The sequence below is a fragment of the Pseudomonas reactans genome (genome assembly GCF_013387025.1).
Taxonomy (GTDB): domain Bacteria; phylum Pseudomonadota; class Gammaproteobacteria; order Pseudomonadales; family Pseudomonadaceae; genus Aquipseudomonas; species Aquipseudomonas reactans.
In genome coordinates this window covers 145733-169407 of sequence record NZ_JACAQP010000003.1, presented here as the reverse complement: position 1 = coordinate 169407, position 23675 = coordinate 145733, and the positions used below count along the sequence as shown (strand labels likewise).

The window sequence follows — 23675 nt, the reverse complement described above, 5'->3', positions numbered from 1 at the left end:
CGAAGAACGTTAACGATAATGCAGCGCATCAGGTGATACGCAGCAGCTTCAGGATTTTCGCGAGCAAGCTCGCTCCTACAGATTGGCCATAACAACAAGGAGGACCCCGTGAGCGTAATCAGTAAATCGATTCTCCTCGTCGACGACGACCAGGAAATCCGCGAATTGCTGCAGACCTACCTCAGTCGCGCCGGTTTCCAGGTGCGTGGCGTGCCAGATGGCGCGGGGTTCCGCCAGGCGATGAACGAGGCGCCGTGCGACCTGGTCATCCTCGATGTGATGTTGCCGGACGAAGACGGCTTCAGCCTTTGCCGCTGGATCCGCCAGCACCCGCGCCAGGCGCAGGTGCCGATCATCATGCTCACCGCCAGTTCCGACGAGGCCGACCGCGTGATCGGCCTGGAGCTGGGCGCCGACGATTACATTGGCAAGCCTTTCAGCCCCCGCGAGTTGCAGGCGCGGATCAAAGCCCTGTTGCGTCGCTGCCAGTTTGGCCAGGAACGCAGCAGTGGTGGCGAAGTGTTGGTGTTTGATGAATGGCGCCTGGACATGATCAGCCACCGCCTGTTCCATGTGGATGGCGAGGAAGTGATCCTTTCCGGGGCCGATTTCGCCCTGCTCAAATTGTTTCTCGACCATCCGCAACAGATCCTCGACCGCGACACCATCGGCAACGCTACCCGTGGCCGTGACCTGATGCCGCTGGACCGTATCGTCGACATGGCCGTCAGCCGTTTGCGCCAACGCCTGCGCGACACTGAAAAACCCCCGAGGCTGATCCGTACCGTGCGCGGCAGCGGTTATCAACTGGCAGCCAGCGTGGTTGCCGGCAATGCCCACTGAACATCTGACTGAGCGCCGCCGCCGCTTCCCGGTGCCCCGTTCGTTGCTGGGGCGCATGCTGTTGCTGACGCTGCTGGCAGTGTTGTTTGCCCAGGCGCTGTCCAGCGTGATCTGGGTCTCGCAGTTGCGCGCCACCCAGCTCGAAGGCCTGGTCACCAGCGCCCGCAGCCTGGCGCATTCGATGACCGCCAGCGTGAGTTATTTCCGTTCATTGCCGGTGGCCTATCGCCCATTGGTCCTCGACCAATTGCGCAGCATGGGCGGCACGCGTTTCGTCGTGACCCTCAATGATCGTCCGCTGGACATGGCCATCCTGCCGCAGACCCCGCGTAAGCAGGCCGTGCTTGAAGCGGTCGATGAAGTGCTGAAACAAACCCTCGGCGCCGATGTGCATATCTCGGTGGAGTTCGTCAGCGCCGAAGACCTGCGTATCTTCAACGCCGGCCTGAAGCTCGATGAATTGCCGCGTTCATGGGCCCACTACGCATTGACCCTGGAGCCGGTGAACCCGCCGGTGCTGGTCACTCAGATTCAGCTCGCGCCTGGTGAATGGCTGTACATCGCCTCGCTATTGCCCGAGCCCTACACCAGTCTTGAAGAGCAAGGCCTGCCGTCCCAGCAGGTGTGGTTTATCGTGCTGACCAGCGGTTTCCTGTTGCTGTTCATCGGCCTGCTGGTGCACTGGCAAAGTCGCCCTCTCAAGCGCTTGGCGCGGGCCGCGCGGGACATGTCCCTGGGCGCCGACGTAGAACCGGTGGCCGAAGGTGGCGGCAGCGAAGTGGTGGAAGTGGGCCGAGCGTTCAATGCCATGCGCGAGCGCATCAGCCGTTACCTGACCGAGCGCAGCCAGTTGTTCAGCGCGATTTCCCACGACTTGCGCACACCGATCACCCGCCTGCGCCTGCGCGTGGAATTGCTGGAAGACGAGAACCTGCAGACCAAGTTCGGCCGCGACCTGGATGAGTTGGAATTGTTGGTGAAGGGCGCGCTGCAATGCGTGAAAGATACGGATATCCACGAAAACATCGAACCGGTCGACCTGAATCATGTGCTCGATTGCCTGGTGGAACCCTACCTGGCGCCGAACGGTAATGGGCGCGTGACCCAGCATGGGCGGGCGTTGACGACGTATCCGGGCAAGCCGCTGGCGCTCAAGCGTTGCATCGGCAACCTGATCGACAACGCATTGAAGTACGGGCAGAACGCCCATCTGCGCATCGAAGACGATGGCGTGGAATTTATCCTGCATGTGGATGACGAAGGCCCCGGTGTGCCCGAGCAACGCCTGGAGCAAGTCTTCGAACCGCACTTCCGCCTGGCCGGGCAGCAACAGGGCTATGGCTTGGGGTTGGGGATTGCGCGCAACATTGCCCACAGCCATGGTGGCGAAGTGAGTTTGCAGAATTTGCGTGAGGGTGGGTTGCGGGTGACGTTGCAACTCCCGCGCACCCTCGACTAAATGCTCTGGCGCAATCGGGCCAGGTCACGCAACGGCGGCGCACCAAACAACCGGCTGTATTCGCGGCTGAACTGCGACGGGCTTTCATACCCCACGCGATACCCCGCCGCCGACGCTTCCAACCCTTCGGCGATCATCAACCGCCGCGCTTCCTGCAAGCGCAGTTGCTTCTGGTACTGCAACGGGCTCATGGCGGTGATCGCCTTGAAGCGGTGGTGCAAGGTCGAGACGCTTAGGTTCACTTCCTTGGCCAGGTCGTCGATGCGCAGCGGTTGCTCGTAGTTGCCGTTCAACCATTTGATCGCCTGGCTGACCCGATGGCTCTGACTGTTGGCCACGGCGATTTCATACAGGCGATAACCCTGTGGACCCCGCAGCAGGCGATAAAGAATCTCGCGGTTGATCAGCGGCGCCAGCATGGCGATGTCTTTGGGCGAGTCCAGCAGGCGCGCCAGGCGCAGCACGGCGTCGAGCAGTTGGCCGTCAATGCGGTCGACATACATGCCACGGGAGGTCGGGCGCGACGGCACGCCCATCGGACCTGCTTCTGCGATCAAGGCCGTCAGTTGTGCCGGGTCGATATTGATGCGCACCGACAGGTTCGGGTCTTCCGGGGTGGCCTCGATGATCCGCCCGGCCACCGGCATCGCCACCGAGAACACCAGGTAGTTGAGTGGGTCGTAGGCAAAGATCTCGTCAGCCAGGCGCACTTCCTTGCTGCCGCTGGCCAGAATGCACAGGGCGGGCTCCACCAGTACCGGCATGAAGTCACGCGGCGTGTTGTGGCGGTTCAGGAACAAGGTGGTGATGGCGGTACCGTAGGAGCCGTCCTCCCAGGTATGCCGGTGCACGATGCTGGCCAGTTCGGCGCGCTGTTTTTCCATCTCGGCATCGAGGGGGATGGCTTTATGTTCGGGCGACGACATGGAGCGTCCTCTACTGGCTACTTCGATGAGCTCAGCTTAGCGGCGGCTTTTCAAAAAGTGTTACGTCGATTCTGCACAATCCTTGCCTGATCCTGCGACGCATCGTGAATCAGGCAATCGTGGGGCCTGTCATCTCCCTGAAACAAGGAGTTGCCCCCTGGAATAAAACGGCGGCGCCAGACGTCCTCTCTACGCTTCTCGCAGGATTGTGCAATAAGCCGACAGGAATTGACTAACCGCGTTCGCATTCGCGCCGTTATCTTTGATCCTGTGGCAACACGCCCTCACAGTGCTTGCCGAGCATCACTTCTCAACGGGAGAGTCGAACATGTCCACCCCCATTCCCGCGAGCCATATGGCCTTTATCCGCGCCCGCACCGGGTGCAGCACCGAACTTGGTGCACGCTTGAGCAGTTTGATCGAACCGGGTCGTCAGGCTCAGGGTTGCCTGCAATTCTCGTTGCAGCATTCCCAGGTCGATCCCGATGTATGGCTGATCTCGGGCTTCTGGAGCAGCGAGCAGGCGATGAGTGCCTACTTCAACTCTCCGGCCCTGATGATCTTTACCGAGCTGTTGAACGACATGGTGGTCCGCAGCATGGACTTCCAGACCTTTACTGACGCATCCGCTGCACACGCCTACGGCGAGTACCTGCAACTCGCCGGCTGAAGGTCTAGAATGGCCAACTTTCCATTGGCCAGGACCTGCAACATGGCACGTAAACAATTTGCCCACCACGAAGCCGTTTCCGCCGTAGTACCGGGGGAGGGTGGCTACAGCGCCGCCGTCGCCGTCAAGGCACTGGATGGCATGGGCGCACCGCAGTTTCACAAGATCCTTGATGGACAAACGTTCAAAACCGCCTCCGACGCCGACGATGCGGCCACCCTGCAGCTTGAGCGGTTGGTCGATGTCGATGAAGAAGGCGTGCTGAACTGGGCACCCGCCGTCCTGTAGGAGCGAGCTTGCTCGCGAAAAATCCAAGGGCGCCGCAGCGTATCAAGATGCCCGCGTTGTTGTTGAGGCCCTTCGCGAGCAAGCTCGCTCCTACAGGGTTTATTTCGGTCGATGCATCTTGAACAGGGCCTCAGGGCCCAACTGGAAGTAATCCGCCGGGCCGCCGCCACGCAGGATCGGCTCGGCGGCGGCGGTGTCGTAGATACCGTCCTTGAGCAGCCACTTGGCAATGTGCACCGCGACCACCTCGCCCAGCACCAGCCAGCTCGGCACCAGTTCCTTGTCTGCACGTTGCAGCTGAATGATCTGCGTCACCTTGCACTCGAACGACACCGGGCTCTCGCCCACCCGTGGCACGCCCACGATTTTCGAAGCCACCGGCGTCAGGCCGGACAATTCGAACTCATTCACCTCGGGTGAAACCGGGGCGCAACTCTGGTTCATCTGCTCGGCCAGCGGGCGGGTCGCCAGGTTCCACACAAACTCGCCGGTCTGTTCGATGTTGTTCAGGCTGTCTTTACGACCGACACTGGAAAACCCGATGATCGGCGGAATGTAGTTGAACGCGTTGAAGAAGCTGTAGGGCGCCAGGTTCAGGCGGCCTTCGCTGTCGTGGGACGAAATCCAGCCGATCGGCCGTGGACCGACGATGGCATTGAACGGGTCATGGGGCAGGCCGTGGCCGTTGGCGGGTTCGTAGAAATGGATATCGTCAGGCATGGCCGATGTTCCTGCAGTGGGCTTCGATGAAGTAGCCATACTATGGAATTTTCATTCATCGCCCACCTATTTTTCACAGCGCCACCGTCAGTCTGCGCCCAATGTCGACAGCCCAATCAGTCGGCCTATTGAGAGACTGCCCCCTATGAATAAACTTCCTCAGATCACCCTGGCGTTCTGGGTCATGAAAATCTGCGCAACCACCCTGGGCGAGACCGCTGGGGATTTGCTGTCGATGACCCTGGATGTCGGCTACGCCATCAGTTCGATGATGCTGATCAGCGTGTTCCTGCTCACCCTGGTGACGCAACTGCGCTCGAAAACCTATAACCCGGTGCTCTACTGGATCGTGATCTTGTCCACCAGCACGGCGGGCACCACCATGTCCGACTTCATGGACCGCACCCTGGGCCTGGGCTATGCCACAGGGTCGATGATCCTGATCGTGATCCTGATGATCATTTTCGCGCTCTGGCACCTCAGTGGTGATTCGCTGAACGTGAACAAGGTGCAGACCTTCCGGGGCGAGCTGTTCTACTGGATGGCGATTCTGTTTTCCAACACCTTGGGGACCGCGTTGGGTGATTTCCTGGCGGACGACTCCGGGCTGGGTTTTGCTGGAGGCGCGTTGTTGATCGGCTCGACCATCGCCGCGGTGGTTGCGCTCAAGTACTTCACGCAGATTTCGTCGGTGTTGTTGTTCTGGGTGGCGTTTGTATTGACGCGGCCATTCGGCGCAACGCTGGGAGACTTCCTCACCAAGCCCCATGAAAAGGGCGGATTGGACTTTGGCACGGTGGGTTCGTCGGCGGTGTTGGCGGGTGTGTTGCTGGTGATGATCGTGGGTGCATCGTATGCGCAGCGCCGGTATGGCGCTATCAACCAGACACTACAAAACTAAATGTGGGAGCGGGCTTGCTCGCGAATAGGGAGTATCAGCCACCGGAAACATTGACTGATCCACCGCATTCGCGAGCAAGCCCGCTCCCACAGGTTTATACCGTGACAGGCTGTTAATCAGTGGTGATGCGTGAATGCTTGCGCGTGTCCTTCATGGTCACATAGACCACTAGCGACACTGCAATACATGCAGTCACATACCAGTAGTAGCCGGTTTCCATGCCGATGCTCTTGAACCACAGCGCGATGTATTCAGCGGTGCCGCCGAAGATCGATACGGTCAGGGCGTACGGCAGGCCTACGCCCAGGGCGCGAATTTCGGTGGGGAACAGCTCGGCCTTCACCACGGCGTTGATCGAGGTGTAGCCGCTGACGATGATCAGCGCCGCCATGATCAGGAAGAACGCGCCCCACCAGCTCTGGATGGTGTGCAGGGTGGTGAGGATCGGCACGGTGAACAAGGTGCCGAGGATACCGAAGGCGATCAGGATCGGCCGACGGCCGACTTTATCTGACAGCCCGCCGACGATAGGTTGCAGGCACATGAACAGGAACAGTGTCGCCGCCGAAATGGTGGTGGAGTCGGAAATGCTCATGCCGACGGTGTTCACCAGGTACTTCTGCATGTAGGTGGTGTAGGTGTAGAACGCCAGGGTGCCGCCCATGGTCAGGCCGACTACGGTCAGCAGTTCCTTGGGGTGGCGCATCAAGGTGCGCATCGCGCTTTCCTTGGATTTTTCTTTCTTGGTGAACGACTCGGTTTCTTCCATGCCGCGACGCAGGTACAGCGCGACGACTGCGCACAGCGCGCCGATGGCGAACGGGATACGCCAGCCCCACGCATACAGTTGCTCGGTGGTCAGCAGCTGTTGCAGCACGATCAGCACGCCCAGCGCGATGAGTTGGCCGGAGATCAGGGTCACATACTGGAAGCTGGAGTAGAAACCACGGCGTTCCTTGGTCGCCATCTCGCTGAGGTAGGTGGCGGAGGTGCCGTATTCGCCGCCGACCGACAGGCCCTGCAGCAAACGGGCAAAGATCAGCAGGATTGGTGCACCGATACCAATGATTTCATAACCTGGGCTCAGGGCAATCAGCAACGAGCCGAAGCACATCAGGTAGACCGAGGCCATCAGGGCTTTTTTACGCCCGACTTTGTCGGCGTACAGGCCCATCAGCCAGCCACCGATTGGGCGCATCAGGAAGCCCACGGCGAAGATCGCGGCGGTGTTGAGCAGTTGGGCGGTGGTGTCGCCTTTCGGGAAGAAGGTCTTGGCGAAGTACAACGAGAAGGCGGCGTAGACGTACCAGTCGTACCACTCGACCATATTGCCGACGGAACCACTGAAAATCGATTTGATGCGGCTGGAGGTAGTGCGCTCTTTCGTCGGCGCGGCCGCCGACCCCAGAGGCAGGGCGTTGGAGTTATCCATTGAAGGATCCTTCATCTAGTTGTTTTTATGGAGCGGCGCGTGCGCAGCCTGGCTGGAGCTATAGCAGGAGCTGTGCCAGGTGGATGAAGGCCCGGAATAGAAGGGTTGCAGTTTTTTTTTGAGCGGAAAGCCGCTGATGATTTTCAGGTGGTGAGCGGAAATCCGCTTATTGGCGCGGGCGCGCACTGCCCATTGTAGGAGCTGGCTTGCCGGCGATGGCGTCCTCAAGTACGCCATCGCTGGCAAGCCAGCTCCTACAGGAAGGTGTCCCGCACCAACCCATGGCGCTGCATCTTTTCATTGAAGGTGCGGCGTGGCAGTTGCAGCTCGGCCAATACGGCCTTGATGTCGCCCTTGTGCCGGGTCAACGCGGCTTTCAGGCAGTGGGCTTCGAACGCTTCCTGCTGAGCGGCCAGAGATTGCCCTGCCTCGATGCCTTCCGGTTCCGGCTCGCCAAGGCCGAGCACCTGACGTTCGGCGACGTTGGCCAACTCACGCACATTGCCCGGCCAGTCATGGCTGAGCAGGCGCCCCAGTTGCGCGCCGCTCAGGGGCTCGACGCTGCGGCCCAGGCGCTCGGCGGCGCTCTGTGCAAAGTGGTCGAACAGCAGCGGGATATCTTCGCGGCGCTCACGCAAAGGCGGCAGGCGCAATTGCGCGACGTTGAGGCGGTAGGCCAGGTCCTCGCGAAAGCGTCCGGCGCGGGCCTCGTCCAACAGGTCCGGCTTGGTCGCGGCGATGATGCGCAGGTCCACATGGATACTTTGGTTGGAGCCCAATCGTTCAAGCTTCTGTTCCTGCAACACGCGCAGCAGTTTCACCTGCTGGGCCAGCGGCATGCTTTCGATTTCATCGAGGAACAGCGTGCCACCGTGGGCATATTCCAGTTTGCCGATGCGCTTGCCCTGGGCGCCGGTAAACGCGCCGCTTTCGTGGCCGAACAGTTCGGCTTCAAACAACTGCTCGGGGATGGCGGCGCAATTGAGCGCGACAAAGGGTTTCTTCGACCGTGGGCCAAAATCATGCAGGCAACGGGCGACCATTTCCTTACCGCTGCCGGTCTCGCCACGGATCAGTACGTTGACCGGCAGGCTCGCCAGGTCCAGCACCTGGCGGCGCAAGGTTTGCAAACCTCGCGACACACCGAGCAGGGTCGTTTCCAACTGCGCGCGATGATCGGCCTGCTGGTGCAGGCGGCGGTTCTCCAGGATCAGCCCGCGCTTGTCCAACGCACGGCGCAGGCTGTTGAGCAGGGCATCGGGGCTGAAGGGTTTTTCCAGGAAGTCGTAGGCGCCGTCGCGCATGGCTTCGACGGCCATCGGCACATCGCCGTGACCGGTGAGCAGGATGACCGGTAAATCGGCATCGCGGCGCTGTACCTCGGCCAGCAGTTCGAGGCCGCTGAGTCCGGGCATGCGCACATCGCTGAGGATCACGCCGGGGAAATCCTTGGGCAATTGCGCCAGGCATTCCTCGGCGCGGCTGAACAACTGCACCTCGAACCCCGAGAGGCTCAACCACTGCTCGACGGCCGTGCGGATGCTGGCTTCGTCATCGACCACAATCACCGCGTTCAACATAGGTCGGGCGTCTCCAGCGCGATAGGCAGGGTCAGGGTAAATACCGCGCCGTCGCCGCGATTGCTGGCGATCAGGCGCCCACCCAATTCGTGCACGATAGCGTAGGACACCGCCAGCCCCAAGCCGAGGCCATCGCCCACAGGTTTGGTGGTGAAGAACGGGTCGAACACACTGTTCAGGTGCTCGTCGGCAATCCCGCCGCCGCTGTCGCTGACGGTCAGTCGCCACAGCTGTTGGTCGGCATGCAGGCGGATTTCCAGGCGTTTGCGCGGCTTGTCGGCCATGGCATCGAGGGCGTTGCGCAGCAGGTTGATCAGAACCTGTTCCAGGCGGATCGCATCGCCGCGCACCCAGGCGGGGCGGGCCAGGTCGAGCACCACGCCGATGGATTCATCGCGCAGGCGCGCATCAAGCAAGTGCAGGGACTGGTCGACCACGGTAGCCAGGTCCAGGCGTTCACGCAGGCCGCTCGGGCTTTTGCGCGCGAAGGTCTTGAGGTGGCCGGTGAGGGCGGCCATGCGCGTGAGCATGTCGTCCAGTGGCGTGAGCGCCTGGTAGGCGTCGTCGACACGACCGTGATCGAGCAGCAGGCGCAATGTGGCCAATTGCATGCGCTGGGCGGTGAGTGGCTGATTGATTTCGTGGGCGAGGGCGGCGGACATCTGTCCCAGCGCCGCCAGTTTGGCCGATTGCACCAAGCCATCTTGGGCCGTGCGCAGCGCCTGGGTGCGTTCTTCCACCAGTTGTTCAAGCTCTTCGCGACTGCGCTGGCGCAGGCGGGCCAGGCGCCAGCGCTGGGTCAGGAACAGCACCAGGAACACCAGCGCCAGCCAGGAGCCGGCGGCAGCCAGGCCAGCGTTACGTTGATCTTCAAACGCGAACTGCGGTTTGCGCAGCAGGTGCAAGGTCCAGCCTTCGGCCTTCAGCGGCAGGGATTCCCAGATGTAATTGGCATTGCCATCCGGGCCGTTGACGCGCATCAGGTGGCTGTTTTCGTCGAAGCGTTGCAGGGTGCTGGTTTCCAGCGCTTGCAGGTGTTTTTTGTCGTATTGGCGGGTGGCCTTGAGTTCGGCAAGGTCGCTGACCGTCAACGGCCGCAGGTTGCGATAACGCCAGCCGGGTTGATTGGCGATGAACACAATGCCACGCGCATCACTGACCAGCAGCAGGTCATTGCCTTGGGCCCACTCACGTTCAAGTTCGGGGAACTCAAGCTTGACCACCATCGCGCCGAGGAACTGTTCGTGTTCATCGACCACCGCGCTGGAAAGGAAGTAACCGGGTATGCCGGTGGTCACGCCCACCGCGTAAAAGCGCCCAGTGCCCTGGCTCAAGGTCTGGCTGAAATAGGGGCGAAACGCGTAGTTGTGACCTACATAACTGCTGGGCAGGTTCCAGTTGCTGGCGGCCACGGCCAGGCCCGTGCGGTCCATCAATTCCAGGGTGGAGGACTGCGCCGCACCGTTGATGCGCTCCAGCTTGCGGTTGAGAAGATCCTGGGTGGCGGCGTCCAGCGGGCCCTTCAAGGCATTGATCATTTCCGAGTCCAACGCCAGCACGGCGGGCAGGGCGCGGTAGCGTTCGATCAGGGTGTGCAGCGAGTTGGCGTACAGCGCAAGCTGCTGATTGGCACGGGCGGCGTCGTCCACCAAGGCCTGGCGTTCGGCATGGCGCGTGGCCAAGGCGGCGGCCAGCAGCGCGCCGGCGATGATCAGCAGGGAATAGAAGGTCAGGCGCAGGGGGCGAGGGATCACGATCATACGGTGATGGGCAGGCACGGTAAGGGAGTGCACCATAACATGTGCCATAAAAAAGGCGACTGGGCCATGGCCGCAGTCGCCTTTATGTTTGCAGGGGAAGCGCTTACTGCACTTCTACCGCCAGGCTTTCACTGATCTTTTTCTGCCAGATGGCAGGACCGGTGATATGCACGGATTCGCCTTTGCTGTCGACAGCAACGGTGACCGGCATGTCTTTCACGTCGAACTCGTAGATCGCTTCCATACCCAGCTCGGCGAACGCGACAACGCGGGACTTCTTGATGGCTTGCGCCACCAGGTAAGCAGCGCCGCCCACGGCCATCAGGTACACAGCCTTGTGGTCCTTGATCGCTTCGATCGCAGTCGGGCCGCGCTCGGATTTGCCGATCATGCCCAGCAGACCGGTTTGCTCGAGGATCTGACGGGTGAATTTGTCCATCCGCGTTGCGGTGGTCGGGCCGGCTGGGCCAACCACTTCTTCGCGCACTGGATCAACCGGGCCGACGTAGTAGATGAAGCGACCCTTGAGGTCCACCGGCAGGGTTTCGCCCTTGTTCAGCATCTCGACCATGCGCTTGTGCGCGGCGTCGCGACCGGTGAGCATCTTGCCGTTGAGCAACACGGTTTCGCCCGGCTGCCAGCTCTGCACTTCTTCCGGGGTCAGGGTGTCGAGGTTGACGCGACGGGCCGATGGGCCAGCTTCCCAGACGATTTCCGGGTAGGCGTCCAGCGGTGGCGCTTCCAGCGATGCCGGGCCCGAACCGTCGAGCACGAAGTGCGCGTGACGGGTGGCGGCGCAGTTGGGGATCATGCACACCGGCAAGGATGCGGCGTGGGTCGGGTAGTCCATGATCTTCACGTCGAGCACGGTGGTCAGGCCACCCAGGCCCTGGGCGCCGATGCCCAGTTGGTTGACCTTCTCGAACAGCTCCAGGCGCATCTCTTCGATACGGTTCTGTGGGCCGCGCTTTTTCAGCTCATGGATGTCGATGGACTCCATCAACACTTCCTTGGCCATCACCGCGGCTTTCTCAGCGGTGCCGCCGATGCCGATGCCGAGCATGCCCGGTGGGCACCAGCCGGCGCCCATGGTCGGAACGGTCTTCAATACCCAGTCAACGATCGAGTCGGACGGGTTGAGCATGGCCATTTTCGACTTGTTCTCGGAACCGCCGCCCTTGGCCGCCACGTCCACTTCCACGGTGTTGCCTGGGACGATGGAGTAGTGGATGACCGCCGGGGTGTTGTCCTTGGTGTTTTTACGCGCGCCTGCCGGGTCGGCCAGGATGGAAGCACGCAGGACGTTTTCCGGCAGGTTGTAGGCGCGACGCACGCCCTCGTTGATCATGTCGTCAAGGCCCATGGTGGCGCCGTCCCAACGCACATCCATGCCCACGCGCACGAACACGGTAACGATACCGGTGTCCTGGCAGATCGGGCGATGGCCGGTGGCGCACATGCGCGAGTTGATCAGGATCTGGGCGATGGAGTCACGGGCCGCTGGCGATTCTTCGCGCAGGTAGGCTTCGTGCATGGCCTGGATGAAATCCACGGGGTGGTAGTAGGAAATGAATTGCAGGGCGTCGGCAACGCTCTGAATCAGGTCGTCTTGCTTGATCACGGTCATGAGTCGCGCTCCTCTATAAGGGAACATTCAATAAAGGTGGCTTCAGTGTTGCATCGGTCGGCTGAAGCCACCTTTCCAAGGCACGCCAAAGTGGTGCAGGCGCGACGCTAAAAAGGCGCGGCAGTATAACCCGGCTCGGTGGCCGATACACCCGACTATGGTCATGAATGCCTGGCTCGATTGGGTTGTAGGAGCGAGCTTGGTCGCGAAAAACTTGAATTTGATGGGTTTCGTCAGGCACCCCGCGTTATCGTTAGCGATCTTCGCGAGCAAGCTCGCTCCTACAGGTGAGAGTTATATGCCTGAACTGTATGTCGGCGAACGCCATTGGTCGGTAACGACCGGCAGCAACCTGCTGGATACCTTGAACGAGGCAGGTGTGGCCGTGCCTTACAGTTGCCGCGCCGGCAGTTGCCATGCGTGCCTGGTGCGATGCCAGGGGGAGGTCGAGGACAAGCAGCCCGAGGCCTTGAGCCCGGCGCAACGCCAGGACGGCTGGCGCTTGGCGTGCCAGTGCCAGGTGAGCGGGGACCTGCGCGTTGAAACCTTTGACCCGGCGCGTGACGGGTTGCCGGCCCAGGTACTGGGTGTGGATTGGTTGAGCCCGAGCGTGCTGCGCCTGCGTCTGCAACCTGAGCGTGGCTTGCGCTATCGGGCCGGGCAGCATCTGGTGTTGTGGGCGGGACAAGTGGCGCGGCCCTATTCCCTGGCGAGCTTGCCCCAGGATGACCCATTCCTGGAGTTTCACCTCGATTGCCGTCTGCCTGGCGAGTTCAGTGATCTTGCCCGCCAGTTGCAGCTGGGCGACCGTCTGCGCCTGGGCGAATTGCGCGGTGGCGCGCTGCAATACGACCCTGACTGGCAAAGCCGGCCGTTGTGGCTGCTGGCGTCCGGCACCGGCCTTGGCCCGCTTTGGGGCGTGTTGCGTGAGGCCTTGCGCCAGGATCATCAGGGCGACATCCGCGTGATTCACCTGGCTCATGATGCTGAGGGGCATTACCTGGCCGAACCCCTGGCGCAGCTGGCGGCACAGCATTCCAACGTAACGGTGGAGCTATGGACGGCGGCGCAGGCGACCCAGGCATTGGCGCAACTGCGGCTTGTTTCGCGGCAAACTCTGGCTTTACTCTGCGGGCACCCGGCCAGTGTCGAGGCGTTTTCCAAGCGTCTGTTCCTGGCGGGACTGCCGCGCAATCAACTGCTGGCCGATGTGTTCCTGCCCCGTGGTTGAGCGCTGAATTCTACAGCCGCGAGATTCGCCATGACCGATGCCATCCTGCAACACCGCGAACGCGGGTTGCTGACCTTGCAGCTCAATCGCCCCGACAAGAAAAACGCCCTGACCCGCGCGATGTACACGCAACTGGCCGAGGCACTGGAGCAGGCCGATGCGGATGAGGACATCCGCTGCGTACTGATCCAGGGCAGCAGTGACTGTTTTACCGCTGGTAACGACATCGGCGATTTTCTTGAACAACCGCCCAGCGATCTCGACAGCCCACCGTTTTATTTCATGAAAAGCCTGCTCAACTGCCGCAAACCGGTGATTGCCGCCGTGGCGGGCGTTGCGGTGGGTATCGGGACAACCCTGTTGCTGCATTGCGACCTGGTCTACATCAGCCGTGATGCGCGGTTGCGCATGCCATTCGTCAACCTGGGGCTGTGCCCGGAGTTTGGGTCGAGCCTGATCCTGCCGAGGTTGTTGGGGCACGCGAAGGCTGCGGAATTATTGTTGCTGGGCGAGGGCTTTACCGGCGAACAGGCGGCAGCCTGGGGGATTGCCACCGAGGCGCTGGGTAGCGGCGAGGCGGCGTTGGCCAAGGCGCGGGAAATGGCCGAGCGCTTCGAAACCCTGGCACCGGGGGCGGTGCAGGTGACCAAGCAACTCATGAAGAGTGTGGATCGTGAGCAATTGCGTCAGGTGATTGAGGAAGAGGGTGCGCTGTTTGTCCAGCGGTTGAAGTCGCCGGAAGCGATTGCGGCGTTGTCGGGGTTTATCAACCGCTCCTGAGAAAGCAAAAAGCCCCGCCATTCACAGGGCGGGGCTTTTGTTTTTCAGCGTGTCACTCAGACCTGCGGGTCGCCCACGTGCAGGATCTTCATGCCATTGGTGCCACCGGTTGTGTGGTAGCTGTCGCCCTTGGTCAGGATGACCCAGTCGCCTTTCTCTACGACGCCACGCTTGACCAGTTCGTCGATAGCTTTCTGGCTGACTTCGTTCGGTGCCAGCGAAGCCGGATCGAACGGAACGGTGTACACGCCACGGAACAGCGCGGTGCGCGCCTGGGCTTCACGGTGCGGGGTGAACGCGTAGATCGGCACCGAGGAACGGATGCGCGACATGATCAACGGCGTGTAGCCACTTTCGGTCAGCGCGATGATCGCCTTCACACCGGGGAAGTGGTTCGCGGTGTACATGGCAGCCAGGGCGATGCTCTGGTCGCAGCTTTCGAACTCTTTGCCGATGCGGTGGCTGGAGGTCTTGCTGGTCGGGTGCTTTTCAGCGCCGAGGCAGATACGTGCCATGGCTTGCACGGCTTCCAGCGGGTACGGGCCGGCGGCACTTTCAGCCGAGAGCATCACGGCGTCGGTGTAGTCGAGCACGGCGTTGGCCACGTCGGACACTTCGGCGCGGGTCGGCATCGGGTTCTGGATCATCGACTCCATCATCTGGGTCGCCACGATCACTGCCTTGTTGTGGCGGCGAGCGTGCAGGATGATCTTTTTCTGGATACCGATCAGTTCGGCGTCACCGATTTCCACGCCCAGGTCGCCACGGGCAACCATCACCGCGTCGGAAGCCTTGATCAGGCCGTCGAGGGTTTCGTCATCGGCCACGGCTTCGGCGCGTTCGATCTTCGCCACCAGCCAGGCTGTGCCGCCGGCTTCGTCGCGCAGTTTACGGGCGTATTCCATGTCGGCGGCGTCGCGCGGGAAGGACACGGCGAGGTAGTCCACTTCCATTTCGGCGGCGAGCTTGATGTCGGCCTTGTCTTTTTCGGTCAGGGCCGGGGCTGTCAGGCCACCACCGCGACGGTTGATGCCTTTGTGATCGGACAGCGGACCACCGATCAGCACGACGCAGTGCAGTTCGGTCGGAGTCGCGGTTTCGACGCGCATCACCACACGGCCGTCGTCCAGCAACAGCTCGTCGCCGACGCCGCAGTCCTTGACCAGGTCCGGGTAGTCGATACCCACGACTTGCTGGTTGCCTTCGGTCAGCGGGTGGCTGGTGGAGAAGGTGAATTGATCACCGATCTTCAGCTCGATCCGCTTGTTGGTGAATTTGGCGATACGGATTTTCGGGCCTTGCAGGTCACCCAGCAGTGCGACGAAGCGACCGTGCTTGGCGGCCAGGTCACGCACCAGCTTGGCGCGAGCCTTGTGCTCGTCCGGGGTGCCGTGGGAGAAGTTCAGACGGGCAACGTCCAAACCAGCCAGAATCAGCTGTTCGAGGACTTCCGGCGAGTTGCTGGCCGGGCCAAGGGTGGCGACGATTTTGGTACGACGGACGGACATGCACAGACTCCTGAGTTCAAGCGCTGAGGAAGGCTACTATGCTCTTTCGTTGTAGTCATTGTTCGTTTGCACTACTTATCGATGATTGACTTGTTTTCGCTGCGGCTGAATACGAACATCCTTGAAGATTTTCGACGAGGGGTCGATACACTGCACAAGACAGGAGAACCCTCATGCGAATTTTGCTCATTGCTGCCCTGGCCGTCAGTGTTGTCGGCTGCACCCGCTGGTCGATGGATCACCATCTGAACAATGCCTACCGCGCCTACAAGGTCGGTGACTGCGAGCGCGTTACCCTGGAATTGTCCCAGGTTGACCGTGAAAGTCGCAGCCGACGTTATGTGCAACCGGAAGTCTCGATGTTGCGCGGCCAGTGCCTGGAACGGCAAAAGCTGTTCGTCGACGCGGTACAGACCTATCAATTCATCATCAATCAGTACCCGTCGAGCGAGTACGCCTACCGTGCTCGCGCAAGGCTCGACACCCTGCAACAACTGGGGCATTACCCTGGTGCAAGCGTCGCGCAACCGCGTCCCGCTTCTTTGTGATGATATTCGTCATTCAATAACTGGCCCGTTGCCAGTCTTGGGCTATTCTTTGAATGTTCGTTTGTATAAGTTTCTATGCAAACGGATGTTTGGCCCGGACTTGGTGGCTGTCTAGCGGCAGGCAATTGCCTGTTATCGCACCGAGATCCAGGGAGAGTGGGCGATTAGCGCCCGTTTCGAATCACTGGCACGGCCGCAGTCATGGCCACTGGATGGCGATCTCACCATGTTTACCGACCGACGGATCGAGCGGCATCAATTACCTTATTTTCTGCAAGTGTTTAACCGCCTCACCGACAAGCCCATCGGCTTTTTGGGCAATGTCTCGGAAGATGGGCTGATGTTAATCAGTCAACTGCCCATGATGGTGGATGTGGACTTTGAGCTGCGTTTGAAAATTCCAGGCGCTGACGACACTTTCCACCCCATCGATCTCACGGTGACCTGTCTGTGGAGCCATGAGGACATCAACCCGCAACACTACGATTCCGGGTTCAGGGTGCTCCAGGCACCCGAGGAATATGGGCAGTTGATCAACGTCTTGTTGAATTACTTCAGCTTTGATCCTTTGCAGGCTTCGGCTTGATAAGGAGCTTCGGCGGGCCCTTTTTCAGAGCACACCGGCTTTCTTCCACCCCAGGTAACGTGTGACCAGGGCCGGTCCCAGTTCAGACGGTAAAGTGTCCAGTAGGGACAGGCCTTGGGCGCTGAGTCGGTCGTGCAGTTCGTTGCGGGTGTTCAGGTAGTCAATGGTGCCGCTGTAGGCCAAGGCTTCGGGCAAGGTTTGTACGGGGGCTTGGCGCAGTTGATCAAGGGCCTCCTCGCGCAAACTGACCACCAACACCCGGTGTTGACGGCTGATACGCTTGACGGCAGCCAGCAGTGTTTCATCATCCTGATCCCGCAGGTTGGTTATCACGATCACCAACGCGCGCCGTTTCTGCCGAGCCAGCAGTTGGCTTGCCGCAGCCTGATAATCGGCATTCCGTCGCGTGGTATCAAGGTCGTATACCGCGTTGAGCAGCAGGTTCAACTGGCTACTGCCTTTGACCGGCGCCAGGTAGCGTGGCTGGTCACCGGCAAAGGTGCACAGCCCTACCGCATCACCCTGGCGCAACGCAACGTAGCTGAGCAGCAGGCAGGCATTCAGGGCATGGTCAAAGTGGGACAGTTGGTCATCCTGGCTGCGCATGCGGCGGCCACAATCGAGCATGAACACGATCTGTTGGTCACGCTCATCCTGATATTCCCGAGCGATGGGTGTGCGTTGCCGGGCGGTGGCCTTCCAGTCGATCTGCCGCAGGCTGTCCCCTTCGCGAAACTCGCGCAACTGGTGAAATTCCAGTCCCAAGCCGCGCCGCTGGCGTTGGCGTACACCCAGTTGGCTCAGCCAGTTGTCCACGCCCTGCAGTTGGGCGCCGTACAGACGGGCGAAGTCCGGGTAGACGCGGGTGGTATCGCTCACGTCGATCAGTCGTCGTGCTGACCACAGGCCCATGGGGCTGGGCAGGTGAATTTCACAGCGGCTGAAACTGAAATGACCACGCCGCAGCGGACGAAGGCGATAACCCAACTCACTGCGTTCACCGGGGCGCAGGTCTATGGATTGGGGCATGTGTTCTACGGACAACCCGTCAGGGACATGATCGAACACCTGCACGCTCAGCGGCTGTGGGAAGTCATGTTCAAGAACCAGGCGTATTTCCCCCCAGCGGCCCAGTGCCAGGCTTCCGGGCATTTGCCGCTGCACGCGGGGTGACGGTCGGCTACGCAGACGCATCGCATCCAGCAGGGCGAGCAGTAACAGTGCGAGCAGCAGCCCCCACGCGATTGAGTGCAAGGTCTTGGGCACGTTGAACTGCAACGCGGTCGCAGTACCCAGCAGGATGCTCAAGCCCAGCAATACGCCAAGCCAGTTCAACAGTAAACGGGTCGGTTTCATGGGCACGTCATTGCCGGGGCGCGGGGATCTGATCGAGCAGTTGCTTGAGCACCTGATCGACTTCCAGACCATCGATATCCAGCTCTGGCGCGATACGTACCCGATGGCGCAGTACTGCCAGGGCGCAACCCTTGATATCGTCCGGGGTGACAAACTCACCGCCGCGCAGCAAGGCACGGGCACGCGCGCCGCGTACCAAGTCGATGGACGCCCGCGGGCCAGCGCCGATGGCCAGCCCGGGCCAGCTACGGGTGGCGCGCGCCAGCCGTACGGCATAGTCGAGTACGTGTTCGTCGAGTGCCAGTTCACTGGCTATCTGCTGAAGCTGCAGCACGTCTTCGGCCTGCAGCACCGTGCGCAAGGGATGTACATCCAGCATGTCGGCCCGAGACGAACGCGTGACTTCACGCACCATGTCCACTTCCTGCTGCGCATCGGGGTAATCCATGCGCACCTTGAGCATGAAGCGGTCCAGCTCCGCTTCCGGCAGGGGATAAGTGCCTTCCTGTTCGATAGGGTTCTGGGTCGCCAGCACCATGAAGGGTTGGCCGATGGGCAGCGCCTCGCCTTCGAGGGTGACTTGCCGCTCCTGCATGGCTTCGAGCAACGCGGCCTGGGTCTTGGCTGGGGCTCTGTTGATTTCGTCGGCCAGCAACAAATGGGTAAATACCGGCCCCTTGCGCAGCTTGAATTGTTCGGTGTGCCGGTCGTATACGGCGTGGCCGGTGACATCGCTGGGCATCAGGTCCGGGGTGAACTGGATGCGTGCGAAGTCGCCTTCAAAGCAACGTGCCAGTGCCCGTACGAGCAAGGTTTTGCCCAGCCCTGGCACACCTTCGAGCAGGACATGCCCACCGGCGATCAGCGCGGTCAGGACATCGTCGATCACCGGGTCCTGGCCAATCACCGCTTTGCGTAATTCAGTGCGCAGGGCTTGGGCTTGCCCGCTGGCACGTTGCAAGGTTTCACGGGGCAAGGCAGTGGTGCTTGGAAATTCACTCATAGGGCATTCCTGAGGGTTTGCAGGCGTGCCACCTGCCGGCTGAAGTCGGCGCTGGAAAGCCGTTTTGCCGAGAGTGGGCCAAGGGCCTGGCTGATGACGTGAGGGGGTTGGCGCGTCAGGTGTTCAAGCACCCGCCACTGTTCTGTATTGTCGAGGTGCTCAAAACCGGGATGGCGGTGCCTTGCAGCGCGCAGGATATCGCGCTGCAAGGCGTGCAGCAGGGTGCCCTGGCCACTGCGGCGCAGCAGGAAATCGGCGCTGGCCTTCAGGTGCTCCTGCAGTTGGCGGCGAGCAGTGGAGGCTGGCGCTCGGGTTGGGCCTTGACGCATGCCGGCCCGCCACAATGCCAGGGCTATCAGCGAAGTGAGTGCGACCAGGGCCTGGGGGAAGTACCGCATCAGCAAGGTGAGCAGGTCGTCGACGTCACTGTTGAACAACAAGGTCACGGCTGTGCCCTGGTTTAGATACCACAGCAGCCAGGCATTGTCGTGCTGGCCTATGTTCGTGGTTTTCCACAGATCGCTGTCGGTGATCACCGTGACGCGGCCGTTCCCGAGGTCGAGTTGCATCAGGTGGCTCGATCTTGCGCTGTTGGCAGAAAACTGGGCCAGGTGCTTGGGGTCGGTGAGGTTGAAGTCTGTGTCGAAACTGAAGTATGCCGGTGGGTTTTCATTGTCGACGTAGAGTTTGGTGAGGTCGGGAGCCTTCTTTCCAAGAACCTTTTTGCCGGGAGGCGCAGGCTCCTCAGGCTCGTCGCTCAATACCTGGTGGATATGCAAGCGATCGAGCAGCAGATCGCCACTCCTGCCGGTCTCTTCATCCCACAAAGCCTCGGCCACCAGCAGCAGATGGCCGCCGGATTTGGCCCAAGCCAGCAGTTGCTCTACCTGGCGCGGTGACATGTTGCTGCGCTCGCCGAGCAGCAACAGGCTGTTGCCCTTGCCCGGCAGGGTCATCAGCCGCTCCAGGCTATTGGCGTGATCTACCGTGAGGCCTTGTTGGCGTAGAAAATGTTCGGCCGCCAAGTAGGGGTTGGCCAGGGCTTCTGGAGACGGACCACGATCCACCACCTCGTCGTAGGGGATTGCCTTGCTCCATGCATAGTAACCACCCGCTCCAAGCAGGCACGCCAGCAATAGCCCCACCCACACTAATGGCCGGTTCATGGGGGGCTACCTGAGTTGAACAGGGTGCGCCATTCAATGCATAGCTGTTGCTGCGCTGAGGTGGGAGGCAGGTGATGACCGTAAGCAAGGTTCTGCCAGTGCCGGGTCAATTCATCGCTGAAAGCCAGGAGCTGCGGTTGTTGTAACAGGTGAACCCGCTCCAGGACCTGACCTTCGGTATCCGCGCTTTTCAGCGGCACATTGAAGTCATGCAACAGTCGGTTGAGCAGGCCTCGATAGAGTAAGCCAAGGGCTTCCCTTGGTTGGGTGGCCCACAGGTGTTCGGCGGCGCTGGCAACGTCGTCAGGCAACGTTTCGGTGCCCAATTCAAGGCCGAACAGTTGCGTGGGTGCGGGTTTGACATCTTGGGGCCTGCGTGGCCCGCGTCGGCTGACAAAGGTGCGCAACCACTCACGATAACGCCACACCAGCATGAACAGGGCGCCGATCAGGAGTCCCCACAGCAGCACCTCCAAGCCTTGTGCGATGTGCTTGAAGGTCTTGCTGTTGAGGTTGTCCAGCAACGCCTTGAGCCAGTCCGGAAGTTTGCCGTCGCGCTGAGTCTTGTTTTTAACAGGCGGCTTGTCTTCGCCAAAGCGATAGCGCGTGACGGTTTCAGGGTTCTTGAAGGGGGGCTTGTCCAGTAGCGATTGGACTGATTGGCGCGCGCTCTGGGTGTCCAGTGGTTTTGACGGACCGGATGCTTCTGCCATGACCGGTGCACTGAATGGCAGCAGCGTCAGCCCGATCATCAGCAATAGCAACGGCGCCACGTTGCTCAGACGCTGACGAAGTCGGCGGAAGACCAACTCCAGGTCCCAGGCCTCCAATACGGTGCGGCGATTCAGGTAAAGGCTGAAACCGCAGGCCACATAGATAGGTTCCCAAAACACGAGGATCAAGGCGTAGAACGCGTTGCCCAAGTGTTCCAGCCAAAGCCCTTTCGAACTCGTCACCGTTGCCAGGCGTTGCCAGTCCCAGTCCATTTCGACGTTTTGCGGAATGAATAGATAGAACAGTGCCATACAGCCAAACCACAAACCAATCTCCAGGTGCACACCCACAGTGGTTAGCCAGCGCGCGGCCCCGGCATTACGTTGCTGCAGCACACCCAGGCGTTTTTGGCGAGCGGGGCCATCCAGGCCTTCAAGTTGGCTCACCGGCATCACAAAGCTGCGGCTCATGCTGAGTCGCCGCCAGGTCAGGCTGGCCAACAGTTGGCCTTTGAGCAGTCGCGGCCACTGGCGAACGGCCTGCTTGATGCTGGGCGTTTCGCCAAACAACGCCTTGGACAGGATATACAGCGGCAAGCGATCGAAGGCTGGCTTGAGCCACCAGAACAGGAACATCGCGGTGGACGGGTACTTCCACAGCAGTGCCGTGAGCACGGAGAACACTGGCAGAGTCACCAACGCCCAACTGCTCATCAGGAGCAGGCGGTGCTCACGGGCCATCAACACGCCAAGATCCATCGCTTCCCAGGCAGTACGTGGGCGGATGACCACGCTGGCATCACTGAGGCGCATGGCGAGTCCTTCCGGCAAGGCTCAGGTAAGCGACTACCAGCAGCCACAGCGCCGCGCCAACCAGGTACTTGACCCAGGGGGCTATCAGGGTGGTGGATGACCAGTACGCTTCGATGAAGGCTGCGATCAACAGGAAGAGCATGACTCCGCATAACATTTGCACGCTCTTGCGTGCCGCCAGCCGCAATGATTCGCCACGGGCCAGTTGCCCGGGAGCGATAAGTGCCCAGCCCAGTTGCAAGCCGGAGGCACCGGCAAGGGCGATGGCCGTCAGTTCGAACGCACCATGCCCGATGACGAATGACCAGAAGGTCTGGCCGTAGCCGATCTCGGTCAGATGGCCGGAGACCGCACCGATGATCAGGCCGTTGAATATCAGAAAGAACACGCTGCCCAGGCCGAACAGCAAACCGGCGGCAAACGTCTGGAACGCGATACCGATGTTGTGCATCACGTAGTAGCCGAACATCATCCAGTCTTCGCTCGATGCGCGCTCAGCGGTGCGGCCCAGGCGGCTGGCATCGGGGTCGTACATACTTTGCATCTCGGCAACCTGCTGGGGGCTGACGATGCTGTAGATCAGGTCGGGAAACAGGTAGACCAGCAGCGCGATACCCACGAGGCTGCCAAAGAACAACAGGCTGGCGATCAGTACAAAACGCCACTGTTCCCGCACTAACCGTGGGAAATCGGCGAGCACGAACCCCAGCACATTTGCCGTCAATTGACTGCGGTGCCGGTAGAGCTGTTGATGACCTCGCAAGGCCAGTTGTTGCAATGGATCTACCAGGTAGCTGCTGTAGCCGCGTTCCTGGGCCAATGCCAGGTGCTGGCAAAGGCGTCGGTACTGATGGGGGAAGTCGGCCATGTCACTGGCTTTAACCTTGCCTTGCTCCAACTGTTGCAGGTATTGGGCAAAGGCCTGCCATTGAGGCTGGTGACGGCTTTCGAAAAGACTCTGCTTCATGTCGGCCCCAACAGGCCACTGGCCACGCCGTTGAGTTGTTCCACGGCGCGGGCCGGGGATACCTGCAAGGGCGTGGCGAGAATCGAAGCCAACTCGTGAACGCGCTCCGTGGAAAGCTCACCCTGGCGTTCCGCAAAGCCAAGGATGGCCCGTTGTTCACTCAGATCCAGAGCGAAGGGCAAGCGTAGGGCGGCAGCTTGAGGAATCTGGGGACGCAGAAGCGGTTGTTCCCGGTAGATCACCAGTGTGCCGGCGGCCAGGTCGCCCAGGCGCTTGAAGTGAGGATGCTGCAGGCAACTGATCGCGCCAAGAAAGTAACCGAATGGCAGCATGTCGACAAACCGCAGCAAATTGCGGATCAGTGACGCGGCCCAGCCGATCGGTGTGCCGTCATCGTGTACCACCCGTAACCCCATGACCTGTTTGCCAGGTGAGCATCCCTGGTTGAGTACTTCGAACAGCACCATGTACCACCAACTGATCAGGAACAGCAGCAGCGAACCCAGGCCGATGCCGACGTTGCCAAGCATGGCCAATGGCACCAGCAGAACGCCCATGACCACTGCGCGCACCCCCAGGTCGAAGGCAAAGGCCAGCACGCGCGGCACGAGACCGGCGGGGCGCAACGGCAGGTCGATGCCCTCCGGGGTCTCGATCTGGTAGCGGGTGTCCAATGGGGCTGACGGCATCGCGATCCTTGGCAGTGCAGAGTGGCTGGGAGATACGGATGCTAGCAGTGTCGACGATGGAAGCAACCACTCAAGGTTTTGCTGGATGTTTGTACAGTTGATTTGGTGC

At 60.8% G+C, this 23675-nt stretch carries 22 protein-coding genes; 9 read left to right on the top strand and 13 right to left on the bottom strand.

Annotated elements, in window-relative coordinates:
* Positions 1 to 108 precede the first annotated feature (108 nt).
* On the top strand, positions 109 to 843 hold the full coding sequence (locus tag HX793_RS02815) for a response regulator (protein ID WP_016975493.1): 735 nt from the start codon (positions 109 to 111) through the stop codon (positions 841 to 843).
* A gap of 31 nt (positions 844 to 874) precedes the next feature.
* Positions 875 to 2302 carry an ATP-binding protein gene (locus HX793_RS02810; protein ID WP_161630237.1) on the top strand — a complete coding sequence of 476 codons (1428 nt, stop codon included), beginning with the start codon at positions 875 to 877 and terminating at the stop codon, positions 2300 to 2302.
* Here the strand turns inward: HX793_RS02810 and HX793_RS02805 are convergent.
* A complete protein-coding gene (locus tag HX793_RS02805) occupies positions 2299 to 3228 on the bottom strand; it encodes an AraC family transcriptional regulator (RefSeq protein ID WP_016975491.1) in 930 nt (309 codons plus the stop codon). The genes HX793_RS02810 and HX793_RS02805 overlap by 4 nt on opposite strands.
* A 328-nt stretch (positions 3229 to 3556) precedes the next feature.
* Between HX793_RS02805 and HX793_RS02800 the strand changes: the two genes are divergently transcribed.
* Together HX793_RS02800 and HX793_RS02795 are read left to right on the top strand one after the other, a co-directional pair.
* The gene (locus HX793_RS02800) at positions 3557 to 3898 is read left to right on the top strand and encodes an antibiotic biosynthesis monooxygenase family protein (protein WP_010208042.1); all 342 of its coding nucleotides are present in this window, start codon (positions 3557 to 3559) and stop codon (positions 3896 to 3898) included.
* 42 nt (positions 3899 to 3940) lie between these two features.
* Positions 3941 to 4186, top strand: coding sequence for a hypothetical protein (locus HX793_RS02795; protein ID WP_025999669.1), 246 nt, complete (start codon positions 3941 to 3943; stop codon positions 4184 to 4186).
* A gap of 99 nt (positions 4187 to 4285) precedes the next feature.
* Here HX793_RS02795 and HX793_RS02790 read toward each other — a convergent pair whose 3' ends face one another.
* A complete protein-coding gene (locus HX793_RS02790; protein ID WP_177059667.1) occupies positions 4286 to 4906 on the bottom strand; it encodes a flavin reductase family protein in 621 nt (206 codons plus the stop codon).
* Between the two features lie 145 nt (positions 4907 to 5051).
* On the opposite strand from HX793_RS02790, the gene HX793_RS02785 reads away from it, so the two are divergent.
* Positions 5052 to 5807, top strand: a complete 756-nt coding sequence (locus tag HX793_RS02785; protein WP_177053396.1) for a COG4705 family protein — start codon at positions 5052 to 5054, stop codon at positions 5805 to 5807.
* Positions 5808 to 5919: 112 nt separating this feature from the next.
* Here HX793_RS02785 and HX793_RS02780 read toward each other — a convergent pair whose 3' ends face one another.
* The 4 genes from HX793_RS02780 to HX793_RS02765 form a co-directional block, all read right to left on the bottom strand.
* Positions 5920 to 7239: an MFS transporter gene (locus tag HX793_RS02780; RefSeq protein ID WP_016975486.1), complete on the bottom strand. Its 1320-nt coding sequence runs from the start codon at positions 7237 to 7239 to the stop codon at positions 5920 to 5922.
* Positions 7240 to 7493: 254 nt separating this feature from the next.
* Positions 7494 to 8819 (bottom strand): sigma-54-dependent transcriptional regulator, encoded by a 1326-nt coding sequence (locus HX793_RS02775; protein ID WP_177094141.1) that lies wholly within the window; start codon positions 8817 to 8819, stop codon positions 7494 to 7496.
* A complete protein-coding gene (locus HX793_RS02770; protein ID WP_177094155.1) occupies positions 8813 to 10579 on the bottom strand; it encodes a sensor histidine kinase in 1767 nt (588 codons plus the stop codon). The genes HX793_RS02775 and HX793_RS02770 overlap by 7 nt, the downstream gene beginning before the upstream one ends.
* Positions 10580 to 10682: 103 nt before the next feature.
* The gene (locus HX793_RS02765) at positions 10683 to 12206 is read right to left on the bottom strand and encodes a fumarate hydratase (RefSeq protein WP_016971118.1); all 1524 of its coding nucleotides are present in this window, start codon (positions 12204 to 12206) and stop codon (positions 10683 to 10685) included.
* Between the two features lie 298 nt (positions 12207 to 12504).
* On the opposite strand from HX793_RS02765, the gene HX793_RS02760 reads away from it, so the two are divergent.
* The gene (locus tag HX793_RS02760) at positions 12505 to 13437 is read left to right on the top strand and encodes an iron-sulfur-binding ferredoxin reductase (RefSeq protein WP_177053394.1); all 933 of its coding nucleotides are present in this window, start codon (positions 12505 to 12507) and stop codon (positions 13435 to 13437) included.
* Between the two features lie 30 nt (positions 13438 to 13467).
* On the top strand, positions 13468 to 14217 hold the full coding sequence (locus tag HX793_RS02755) for an enoyl-CoA hydratase-related protein (RefSeq protein WP_123478501.1): 750 nt from the start codon (positions 13468 to 13470) through the stop codon (positions 14215 to 14217).
* A 56-nt stretch (positions 14218 to 14273) separates the two neighbouring features.
* On the opposite strand, the gene pyk is transcribed toward HX793_RS02755, so the two are convergent.
* Entirely contained in the window at positions 14274 to 15725 is a 1452-nt protein-coding gene (gene pyk, locus HX793_RS02750; RefSeq protein WP_016975479.1) for a pyruvate kinase, read from the bottom strand.
* Between the two features lie 173 nt (positions 15726 to 15898).
* Between pyk and HX793_RS02745 the strand changes: the two genes are divergently transcribed.
* Positions 15899 to 16273, top strand: a complete 375-nt coding sequence (locus HX793_RS02745) for a tol-pal system YbgF family protein (RefSeq protein ID WP_016975478.1) — start codon at positions 15899 to 15901, stop codon at positions 16271 to 16273.
* Positions 16274 to 16499: 226 nt separating this feature from the next.
* Positions 16500 to 16859 (top strand): PilZ domain-containing protein, encoded by a 360-nt coding sequence (locus HX793_RS02740; RefSeq protein WP_016975477.1) that lies wholly within the window; start codon positions 16500 to 16502, stop codon positions 16857 to 16859.
* A 24-nt stretch (positions 16860 to 16883) separates the two neighbouring features.
* Here the strand turns inward: HX793_RS02740 and HX793_RS02735 are convergent, their stop codons facing one another.
* Genes HX793_RS02735 through HX793_RS02710 form a run of 6 tightly spaced genes read right to left on the bottom strand, consistent with a single transcriptional unit; the run spans position 16884 to position 23566 of the window.
* Entirely contained in the window at positions 16884 to 18215 is a 1332-nt protein-coding gene (locus HX793_RS02735; RefSeq protein ID WP_177094143.1) for a DUF58 domain-containing protein, read from the bottom strand.
* A gap of 7 nt (positions 18216 to 18222) precedes the next feature.
* Entirely contained in the window at positions 18223 to 19218 is a 996-nt protein-coding gene (locus tag HX793_RS02730) for an AAA family ATPase (protein WP_016975475.1), read from the bottom strand.
* Positions 19215 to 20384, bottom strand: coding sequence for a DUF4350 domain-containing protein (locus HX793_RS02725; RefSeq protein ID WP_177059675.1), 1170 nt, complete (start codon positions 20382 to 20384; stop codon positions 19215 to 19217). Before HX793_RS02725 ends, HX793_RS02730 begins: the two co-directional genes overlap by 4 nt.
* A complete protein-coding gene (locus HX793_RS02720) occupies positions 20381 to 21910 on the bottom strand; it encodes a DUF4129 domain-containing protein (RefSeq protein ID WP_177053391.1) in 1530 nt (509 codons plus the stop codon). The genes HX793_RS02725 and HX793_RS02720 overlap by 4 nt, the downstream gene beginning before the upstream one ends.
* Entirely contained in the window at positions 21897 to 22877 is a 981-nt protein-coding gene (locus HX793_RS02715; RefSeq protein ID WP_016975472.1) for a stage II sporulation protein M, read from the bottom strand. Before HX793_RS02715 ends, HX793_RS02720 begins: the two co-directional genes overlap by 14 nt.
* Positions 22874 to 23566, bottom strand: coding sequence for an RDD family protein (locus tag HX793_RS02710; RefSeq protein ID WP_025999667.1), 693 nt, complete (start codon positions 23564 to 23566; stop codon positions 22874 to 22876). Before HX793_RS02710 ends, HX793_RS02715 begins: the two co-directional genes overlap by 4 nt.
* Between the last annotated feature and the right edge of the window lie 109 nt (positions 23567 to 23675).